10 protein-coding genes are annotated in these 8,511 nt (G+C 68.7%); 8 read left to right on the forward strand and 2 right to left on the reverse strand.

Going from position 1 to position 8,511, the window contains the following annotated elements:
* Window positions 1-111 precede the first annotated feature (111 nt).
* Window positions 112-684 carry a methyltransferase domain-containing protein gene (locus AB1346_02275; GenBank protein MEW6719257.1) on the reverse strand — a complete coding sequence of 191 codons (573 nt, stop codon included), beginning with the start codon at window positions 682-684 and terminating at the stop codon, window positions 112-114.
* Window positions 681-1,130: a YbhB/YbcL family Raf kinase inhibitor-like protein gene (locus AB1346_02280; protein ID MEW6719258.1), complete on the reverse strand. Its 450-nt coding sequence runs from the start codon at window positions 1,128-1,130 to the stop codon at window positions 681-683. Before AB1346_02280 ends, AB1346_02275 begins: the two co-directional genes overlap by 4 nt.
* Before the next feature lie 79 nt (window positions 1,131-1,209).
* On the opposite strand from AB1346_02280, the gene AB1346_02285 reads away from it, so the two are divergent.
* From AB1346_02285 to AB1346_02320, 8 genes are all read left to right on the forward strand, one after another.
* Window positions 1,210-1,749 carry a DinB family protein gene (locus AB1346_02285; protein MEW6719259.1) on the forward strand — a complete coding sequence of 180 codons (540 nt, stop codon included), beginning with the start codon at window positions 1,210-1,212 and terminating at the stop codon, window positions 1,747-1,749.
* Entirely contained in the window at window positions 1,746-2,447 is a 702-nt protein-coding gene (locus AB1346_02290) for an HAD family phosphatase (GenBank protein ID MEW6719260.1), read from the forward strand. The genes AB1346_02285 and AB1346_02290 overlap by 4 nt, the downstream gene beginning before the upstream one ends.
* Complete coding sequence (locus tag AB1346_02295) at window positions 2,444-3,061, forward strand: LysE family translocator (GenBank protein MEW6719261.1); 618 nt, start codon at window positions 2,444-2,446, stop codon at window positions 3,059-3,061. The genes AB1346_02290 and AB1346_02295 overlap by 4 nt, the downstream gene beginning before the upstream one ends.
* 43 nt (window positions 3,062-3,104) lie before the next feature.
* Window positions 3,105-4,067, forward strand: coding sequence for an asparagine synthase-related protein (locus AB1346_02300; GenBank protein MEW6719262.1), 963 nt, complete (start codon window positions 3,105-3,107; stop codon window positions 4,065-4,067).
* A gap of 5 nt (window positions 4,068-4,072) precedes the next feature.
* A complete protein-coding gene (locus tag AB1346_02305; GenBank protein ID MEW6719263.1) occupies window positions 4,073-5,392 on the forward strand; it encodes a nucleoside transporter C-terminal domain-containing protein in 1,320 nt (439 codons plus the stop codon).
* Between the two features lie 175 nt (window positions 5,393-5,567).
* Window positions 5,568-6,047 (forward strand): Hsp20/alpha crystallin family protein, encoded by a 480-nt coding sequence (locus tag AB1346_02310; protein MEW6719264.1) that lies wholly within the window; start codon window positions 5,568-5,570, stop codon window positions 6,045-6,047.
* Between the two features lie 179 nt (window positions 6,048-6,226).
* Window positions 6,227-6,934 (forward strand): protein-L-isoaspartate(D-aspartate) O-methyltransferase, encoded by a 708-nt coding sequence (locus AB1346_02315; protein MEW6719265.1) that lies wholly within the window; start codon window positions 6,227-6,229, stop codon window positions 6,932-6,934.
* Between the two features lies 1 nt (window position 6,935).
* Window positions 6,936-8,511: hypothetical protein (locus tag AB1346_02320; GenBank protein MEW6719266.1), on the forward strand; the 1,576-nt coding region annotated here is incomplete at its 3' end.

The raw sequence follows: 8,511 nt of genomic DNA on the forward strand, positions 1-8,511 counted from the left end.
TTCTTCTCCTTCGCCGTTCTTGGGTAGCGGGGTTATTCTCCCTCGCACGTCTGTCCCTCTTCTGCGGAAGTTCTCAGGAACGTCCCGGTTCTCGGTTCTGATGTTCTGCCGTTACGCGGCGTCGGGCATCTTCCGCAGGACGGCGGCCCGGCTCCAACGGATCGCAGGGAGAGAATCCGTCGGAAGACCCTGTTCCTGCGCCGTCTCGAGCGTCGCGGCGAACTCCCTCTTCGACACGTGGAAGGCCGGCTCCGCCAGCAGCAGCCGCCCCCCCGGCTTCATCGCGTCATACGCCTCGGCGAAAAAGCGGGCGGCGTCCGGCAGTTCGTGCACCACGGCGAAGGCGAGGACGAAATCGACCCGGCCCTTGAGGTCCTCGATACCCATGCCGTCGCCCCGGCCCAGCCGCGCGTCGATCCGGCCCAGGAGGCCCGCCTTCTCCGCGCGGCTGTGCAGCCCCTCGAGCATCCCGGGCTGTACGTCCACGGCGACGACCTTGCCTTCCGGGCCGACACGGCGCGCCAGCTCCAGCGTGAAGAATCCCATCCCGGGGCCGGGCTCGAACACGACCATCCCCTCGGTCACGAAAGACCGCAGGATGGACGCAGGGTCCTGCACCAGGCGTCTCGCGGGGCAGGCCAGATAGTAACCCAGCCACCAGGGGCACAAGCGGTGGGCCGTCATTTCCTTCGGTACAGCCCGATCAGCTCGGCATTCCCGATAACGCGCCCCTTCATCGCCTCTTCGAGCTGCGCCTTCGTCGCGCCGGCGTTCAGCGGCAGGGCGGCGTCGAGCGCGTAGAGCTTGAAGAAGTACCGGTGGGTCCCGGAAGGAGGGCAGGGGCCGCCGTAGGCCGTCTTCCCGAAATCGTTCCTGCCCTGGAGCGCGCCGGCGGGGACGGCGTTCGAGGGGATCTCCGCCGTGTCCGCACCGATGTTCCAGACCACCCAGTGGACCCAGGTTTTCCCGGGGGCGTCCGGGTCGTCGACGATCAGGGCGAGGGTCTTTGCGTTTCCGGGGACGCCCCGGACCGACAGCGGCGGGCTGGTATCCGCGCCGTCGCAGGTGTGTTGCGGGGGGATCATCCCGTTGTGCGCGAACGCCGTGCTGGAGATCGAGAGGCCGCTCATTTTCCGCACCTCCCCATGGATGCTCCGACCCGAATAGTGTAACAATCTCCGGGGGAGACCGCGAAGGGGGAATGGACACATGCTGCCGGGAAAACTCGCAGTGCTGTTCGGGGAGATGGAGGCGGTCCGCGGAGAGACGCTCGGGATCGTGTCCGGGCTGACGGAGGAGGAGATGTACCGGGGCGCGGCCGGGAGCTGGTCCGCCGCGCAGATCCTGTACCACCTCCTCCTGGCGGAGACCGGGACGAGCAAGGTGATCCGGAAGGCGATCAAGTCGGCGGAAGGGAGGCTGCCTTCCTATCCGGAGGACGATTCCCTCCTGTCCGTCCGGGAGCTGTCCGCGCCCGTGGGCTCTTTCCAGGCGCCGGATCTCGTCCGCCCGGACGACCCGCCGGGCAGAAACGATCTGCTGCGCCTGGCGCGGGAGACCCGGGAGCGGACCGCGGAGTCCTTCTCCATGCTCGCGGCCGTCGACCCGCGGGCGGCCCGCTTTCCGCACCCCCTGTACGGGGAGCTGGACCTGTACGAATGGCCCGCCGTCGTCATCCTGATGCACGAGAAGGACCACCAGGGGCAGCTCCGGGCGCTGGCGGCCCGCCTGCGGGGGACGCCCGGATGACGCAGCTCGAGACGCTGCCCAGGCCGGAGGCGGTCATCTTCGATTTCGACGGCGTGATCGCCGACACCGAGCGGCTGCACTTCGATCTGTTCGGGAAGGCGCTCGAACCCGAGGGGATCTCCTTCACGTGGGAGGAGTACGTCGCCCACTACATGGGCTGCAACGACCGGGACGCCTTTCGGAAGGCCTTCCTGAGGAACGGAAGGGAGCTGGAGGACGGGCGGCTTTCCCGGATGATCCACGCCAAGTCGCGGCTGTTCCAGGATGCCGTCCGTCAGGGGGTGAGCAGCTATCCCGGGGCGATCGAGACGATCCGGTCGCTGAACGCCTCCAGGATTCCCCTGGCGATCTGCAGCGGGGCGCTGCGGGCCGACATCGACCCGATCCTTTCGGCGTTCGGGATCGCCTGCTGTTTCACCGCCGTCGTTTCCGCCGACAGCGTACGGAAGGGGAAGCCCGATCCGGAAGGGTACATCCTTGCATTCCGGGAGCTCACCCGCTCCCGCGGATCGAAGGTCGCCTCGGCGGGGGCATGCCTGGCCGTCGAGGACACCCCGGACGGCGTGACGGCCGCCAGGCGCGCGGGACTCGCGGTGCTCGCGGTGGCCAACAACTACTCCGCGGAGGCGCTCGCCCGCGCCGATCACGTCGTGGGCTCCCTCGAGGAGCTGCGGATCGAGGGAATCGGGCCGGCATGACGGCTTTCCTGGGCGCCGGCATGCTCCTCGGTCTGTCGGCGGGCTTCTCGCCGGGCCCTCTGCTCGCGCTGGTGCTGTCCCAAACGGTCCGCCACGGGGTCCGGGAGGGGATCAAGATCGCCCTGGCCCCCCTGCTCACCGATTTTCCCATCATCCTCCTGTCGACGTTCGTCCTGTCCCGGTTTGCCGCGTACAGGGGGCTCCTGGGGGCGGTGTCGCTGGCGGGGGCGGCGCTGGTGGCGCACATGGCGTACGAGACGTTCCGGGCGAGGGGGCGGGGACCGGCCGCGCAGGACGCCGCGCCGCAATCGCTCCTCAAGGGGGCGCTGGTCAACGCCCTCAGCCCGCACCCGTACCTGTTCTGGCTGACCGTCGGCGCACCGATGATCCTCAAAGGGCGGGAGACCGGCCCTGCGGCCGCCGCGCTGTTCGTCGCCGGGTTCCTCGGGTGCCTCGTGGGCTCCAAGATGTCCCTTGCCGTCCTCGCCGGGCGTTCGTCGCGCCTGCTGGAGGGGAGGCGGTACGAATTCATCCTGCGGGCGCTGGGGCTGCTGCTGTTCCTTTTCGCCGGCTTCCTGCTTCGGGATGGCCTCCGCCTGCTCGGCTGGATATGATAAAGGCGTCCGCATGCATCCGGCAGAGAAGGAGGGCCGCCGCATGATCGAGGAGATCGTCGCCCGCGGGATGGACGTGGAGCGTTTCATCCAGGGGAAGATCGCGGAGATCAAGGACGCGGTCGGCCACGGGACGGCGATCAACGCCCTCTCGGGCGGTGTCGACTCCTCCACGGTCACGATGCTGGGGCACCGGGCGCTGGGGCGCCGCCTCAAGACCGTCTTCGTCGAGAACGGCCTCATGCGGGAAGGGGAGCCGCAGCGGGTCGTGGAGCTTTTCCGGGACCTCGGCGTCGATGTCCGCGTCGTCGACGCCCGCAGGGAGTTTTTCGCGGCCCTCAAAGGGATCACCGATCCCGAGGAGAAGCGGGAGGCCGTCAGCCGGGAGTTCTACCGGAACGCGCTCGCCCGCGTCGTCCGCACCAGCGGGGCGAAGTTCCTGCTCCAGGGGACGATCCTGACCGACGTGGAGGAGGCCGTCGCGGGGATCAAGCGGCAGCACAACATCATCGAGCAGCTCGGGATCGACCCGCAGGAGGCGTTCGGCTACCGCATCCTCGAGCCGCTCGTCCAGCTCCGGAAGGACGCGGTCCGGAAGGTAGGGATGGCTCTCGGCCTGCCGGAGGAGCTGTTCCGGCGCATCCCGTTCCCCGGCCCGGCGCTCTCCGCGCGCGTGATCGGCGAGGCGACCCCGGAGCGGGTGGGCACGGTGCGGAAGGCGACCGCCATCGTCGAACGGATGCTCTCGGACCACGGTGCGTTCCAGTATATGGCGATCCTGCACGCCGACCGCGTGACCGGGCTGCGGGACGGAAGGCGCGAGTTCGGACAGCAGATCGAGGTGCGCTGCTGGGACAGCGTCGACGCGCGGAAGGCGACGCCGACCCGGCTCCCGTACGAGACGCTCGAGGAGCTCGCCCGCCGGATCGTGGATGAGGTGCCCGGCGTCGTCAGCGTCACCTACAACATCGCCGCGAAGCCTCCTTCGACCCTCGAGGCGGTCTGAAGGCCTTGGAGGGCGCGGGACTCCACAACCTGGTCAGCCTCGCGGGGATCTTCGTCCTGATGTTCCTCGCATGGCTCCTCTCGACCGACCGGCGCACGATCCACTGGAAGGCCGTCCTCGGGGGGACGGCGCTGCAGCTCCTGATCGCGCTCTTCATCTTCGTCGTCCCGGCCGGGGCGAAGGCGTTCCTCTTCATCAACGACGCCGTCGTGAAGGCGCTCGACAGCGCCTCCGCGGGGACCCGCTTCGTGTTCGGCCGCCTGGCGCTGCCGCCGGGCGCGCGCGGGGAAGGGGGAGAGGAGTCGCTGGGCTTCATCCTCGCCTTCCAGGCGCTCCCCGCGATCGTCTTCTTCGCGAGCCTGATGTCGGCCCTCTATTACGCCGGGGTCATGCCGCGGCTGATCCGCTTCTTCGCAAGGATCTTCACGCGGACCTTAGGTGTCAGCGGCGCGGAGTCGCTGAGCGTCTCCTCGAACATCTTCGTCGGCGTGGAGGCGAACATGACGGTCCTGCCCCACCTGGGAGGGATGACGCGTTCGGAGCTCTGCACGATCCTCTCCGCCGGGATGGCGACGACCGCTTCCAACGTCCTGGCGCTGTACGTCTTCCTGCTCCAGCGGCAGTTCCCGGCCATCGCGGGGCACCTCGTCTCCGCCTCGATCCTCTCCGCCGTTTCGGCCGTGGTCGTATCGAAACTGATCTTCCCCGAAACGGAGGCGCCCGCCACCTTGGGCGTTGACGTTGCCCCGCATTACGAGCGGGAATCCTCCGTCATCGAGGCGGTCATCAAGGGGGCGAACGAGGGGGCGCGGATGATCGTCGGGATCGTCGCGCTGCTTCTGGCATTCCTGGGCCTCGTCGCGTTGGCCGACCTGGCGCTGGGCGGGATCGGGAGCCGGATCAACGCGCTGGCGGGCATATCGTTCGACTGGTCGCTGAAAGGGCTGCTGGGGTACATCTTCTACCCGCTGACGCTGGTCATCGGCGTCCCCGTCTCCGACGCCGCGGAAGTGTCCCGGCTGATCGGCGAGCGGACGATCCTGACCGAGGTGAAGGCGTACCAGGACCTGGCCGCCGCGCTGGCCGCCGGCGCCGTCCGCTCCCCGCGCTCCGCGGTGATCGCCGCGTACGCCCTCTGCGGCTTCGCCCACGTCGCGTCGCTGGCGATCTTCGTCGGAGGCACCGCCGCGCTCGTCCCGCACCGCACGAAGGACCTTTCCCGGATCGGCCCGCGCGCCCTGGCGGCCGCCACCCTCGCGTGCCTCATGACCGCCGCCGTGGCGGGGACCTTCTACACCGGAAGCTCGGTTCTGTTCGGAAAATAAGGATATTTCTCCTTCGTTCGGATCGGTTGAGGGAGGATTCCCGCGCCCGGATCGGGCGTAAAATATATGTATATGGATAGGCCGGTCCGGCGCCCCTCGACGAAGTCCCCGGAAAGGAGCGAGGGCATGGGCGGGACCAACGGACGAGGGGAGGACGGCTGAACGGAGGCATGCCATGAGGAAAAATCCCCTTTCCCTGGTGAAGAAGGACACCTCCGCCGTATCCCCGTTCGAGGACTTCGAAAAGCGGTTCGAGGAGTTCTGGCATCGCCCCTTCGAGATGATGAGGGCGCCTTGGTGGCCCTGGTGGGGCGAGCGCGAGTACGAAGTTTCTCCCACGGTGGACATCTACGAGGACGGCGATCATGTCGTCCTGAAGGCGGAGATCCCCGGGATGAAGAAAGAGGACATCCACGTAGACATCACCGAAAAGACCGTCACCATCTCCGGCGAGAAGCACAAGGAGGAAAAGGTGGAGCGGAAGGACTACTACCACCACGAACGTTCCTACGGCTCCTTCGCGCGGACGTTCCACCTTCCCTGGGAGGTGAAGACGGACAAGGTCGAGGCGCACTTCAAGGACGGGATCCTCGAGGTTCGGGCGCCCAAGACCGAGGAGGCGGCCAGGAAGTCCCGCAAGGTCGTCGTACAGTAAATCGTCGGAAAAAAGGAACGGGCGGACATGGGCGGGGGCCGCTCTCGGCCATCCATGGCCTCCGCGGCACTCGCCCATCCATGGGCATCGGCCGCTCTCGGCCATCCATGGCCATTGTGCGGCATCGTGTAAAATAAAGCGAGGAGGCGCTTCCGGCGCTTCCGGAGAGGCGCAAGAGGATGGTCTTCCTTCGCCTTGCCACGCTCGCCGCCGCGCTCCTTTCCGCGGCGCTCCTTCCCGCCCCCGCGGCGGACGATCCTTACCTGCAGAAGCGGCTTGCGATGGTCCGCGACCAGATCGAACGCGACGGGATCGACGATCCGGGCGTTCTGGGCGCGATGCGGGAGGTCCCCCGGCACCTCTTCGTTCCTCCCGAGCGGCGCGCGGAGGCGTACCGGCCGTACCCGCTGCCCATCGGGGAGGGGCAGACGATCTCGCAGCCCTACATCGTCGGTTTCATGACGGAGATCCTGCGCCTTAAGGCGTCCGACAGGGTCCTCGAGGTGGGGACAGGCTCCGGTTACCAGGCGGCGGTCGCGGCGAAGATCGCGGCCGAGGTGTACACCGTGGAGATCCTCGCGCCGCTGGCCGACCGCAGCCGGAAGGCGCTCTCCGGCCTGGGCTTCCGCAACGTCTTCGTCCGGCAGGGGGACGGCTATTACGGGTGGGAGGAGAAGGCGCCGTTCGACGCCATCATCGTGACCTGCGCCGGGGGACACGTCCCCCCGCCGCTGCTGCGCCAGCTCAAGAACGGCGGCCGGATGATCATGCCCGTCGGCGGTCCCTTCATGACGCAGAACCTCGTGTTCATCGAGAAGGACGCCCGGGGCGCGGTCACGCACAGGAACGTCCTCCCCGTCGCCTTCGTCCGGCTCATCGGGCATTGATATGGGAGTCGCTCCCCGCGGGATCGTCCCGGCCGTCTTCCTTCTATCGGCGGCCACGATGGCGTACGAGATCGTCCTCATCCGCCTCCTGTCCTTCCGGTTCTGGCCTCATTTCGTCCCGCTGATCGTCTCCCAGGCGATGCTCGGCTTCGGGGGGGCCGGGGTCGTCCTCGCCGTCGCCCGGCGGCGCGTGGAGCCGCATTCCGGCCGGCTCTTCGCATGGACGGTCCTGCTGTCCGCGCCGGCCTTCGACCTTGCGTACCGCGCCTCGCAGCACGTCCCGTTCGACCCGTTCCTGCTGCTGTGGGACCCGCTCGCGTGGCCGCGGTTCGGGGCCTTCTTCTTCATCCTCTCCGTGCCCTTCTTCCTTTCCGGCGCGGCGACCGCCATCCCGTTCGCGTTCCTGGAGGTCCGCCCCGGCCCGGTCTACGGGGCGTCCTTTGCGGGGCTGGCGGCGGGCGCCTTCGGGACGCTGCCGTTCCTCGCCGCCGCTCCGACCGAACGGCTCCTTTTTCTTCCTTTGGCGCTGGGCGCCGCGGCATGCTTCATCGTCCTGTCGGACGCGGGCGGAAAGCGGCGGAAGGGGAGGGCGGCCGTCGCCCTCGCCGCCCTGCTCCTTCTTTTCCTTCCCCCGCCGGAGCAGCGGCTGACGCCCTACAAGGACCTCTCGGCCGTGCGGAGACTTCCGGGGGCGCGGGAGATCGCGGCGCGTGCCGGGATGGAGGGAGATTTCCGGGCGGTCTTCGCACCGGGGATCCATAACGCGCCGGGATTGAGCGTCCGGTTCCAGGGGGAAATCCCGCCGCAGGCGATCCTGTTTGTGGACGGTGAGGCGATCGGGACGGTCCCGAAGGGCGGGGGGCGCTCGATCCCGGCCTACCTCGGCCATTTCCCCTCCGTCCTTCCCTACCGGCTCGTCGACCGCCCGCGCGTCCTGCAGCTCGGGATGAAGGGCGCGGAAGGGGTGCTGACCGCCGCGGCGCACGGGGCGAAGTCCGTGACGGTCGTGGAGCCCGCCCGCGAGCTCGTGCGCCTGGTCCGCGACGACCTCCGGGAATTCTCGGGGGGATGGCCGGCCACTCTTCCCGTGGAGATCCGGGAGGAGGGGGCGCGCAACTTCCTTGCCCGGGACCGGCGGGTCTTCGACCTCATCGAGACGACGGACATCTCATCGGCCGCCTTCTCCTCGCTCGGGGTCCACGCCACGGGCGAGACGTTCCTCCTCACGCGCGAGGGAATCCGGGCGGTCTTCGCCCGGCTCGGGGAAGGCGGGGTGCTCGCGTTCTCGGGCTGGCTGAAGACCCCGCCCCGGGAGATCGCGAAGATCCTCCGCACGATCCGCGCCGAGCTCGCCATCGCAGGACTTGAGCCCGCCGCCGGCCGGGTCGTCGCGGTCCGCGGCTGGGGCACCTTTTCCGTGGCGGCCCGAAAGATCCCCTTCCTGCCGGAGGAGACGGAGCAGGTGAAGCGGTTCTGCGCGGAGCACGGTTACGCTATGATCTGGCCCCGCGAAGGCGGCGCGCGCGAAGGCGAGGAGGAGCGGGCGCTCCTGGAGGCCGTGTCCGCTGCGCTGACGG

The sequence above is a fragment of the Thermodesulfobacteriota bacterium genome (genome assembly GCA_040758155.1).
Lineage (GTDB): Bacteria > Desulfobacterota > Deferrimicrobia > Deferrimicrobiales > Deferrimicrobiaceae > UBA2219.

What these genes read in the sequence shown, in the direction of transcription:
- AB1346_02275 (MEW6719257.1), bottom strand. Translation starts at nt 684, where the DNA reads ATGACGGCCCACCGCTTGTGCCCCTGGTGGCTGGGTTACTATCTGGCC.
- AB1346_02280 (MEW6719258.1), bottom strand. Translation starts at nt 1,130, where the DNA reads ATGAGCGGCCTCTCGATCTCCAGCACGGCGTTCGCGCACAACGGGATG.
- AB1346_02285 (MEW6719259.1), top strand. Translation starts at nt 1,210, where the DNA reads ATGCTGCCGGGAAAACTCGCAGTGCTGTTCGGGGAGATGGAGGCGGTC.
- AB1346_02290 (MEW6719260.1), top strand. Translation starts at nt 1,746, where the DNA reads ATGACGCAGCTCGAGACGCTGCCCAGGCCGGAGGCGGTCATCTTCGAT.
- AB1346_02295 (MEW6719261.1), top strand. Translation starts at nt 2,444, where the DNA reads ATGACGGCTTTCCTGGGCGCCGGCATGCTCCTCGGTCTGTCGGCGGGC.
- AB1346_02300 (MEW6719262.1), top strand. Translation starts at nt 3,105, where the DNA reads ATGATCGAGGAGATCGTCGCCCGCGGGATGGACGTGGAGCGTTTCATC.
- AB1346_02310 (MEW6719264.1), top strand. Translation starts at nt 5,568, where the DNA reads ATGAGGAAAAATCCCCTTTCCCTGGTGAAGAAGGACACCTCCGCCGTA.
- AB1346_02315 (MEW6719265.1), top strand. Translation starts at nt 6,227, where the DNA reads ATGGTCTTCCTTCGCCTTGCCACGCTCGCCGCCGCGCTCCTTTCCGCG.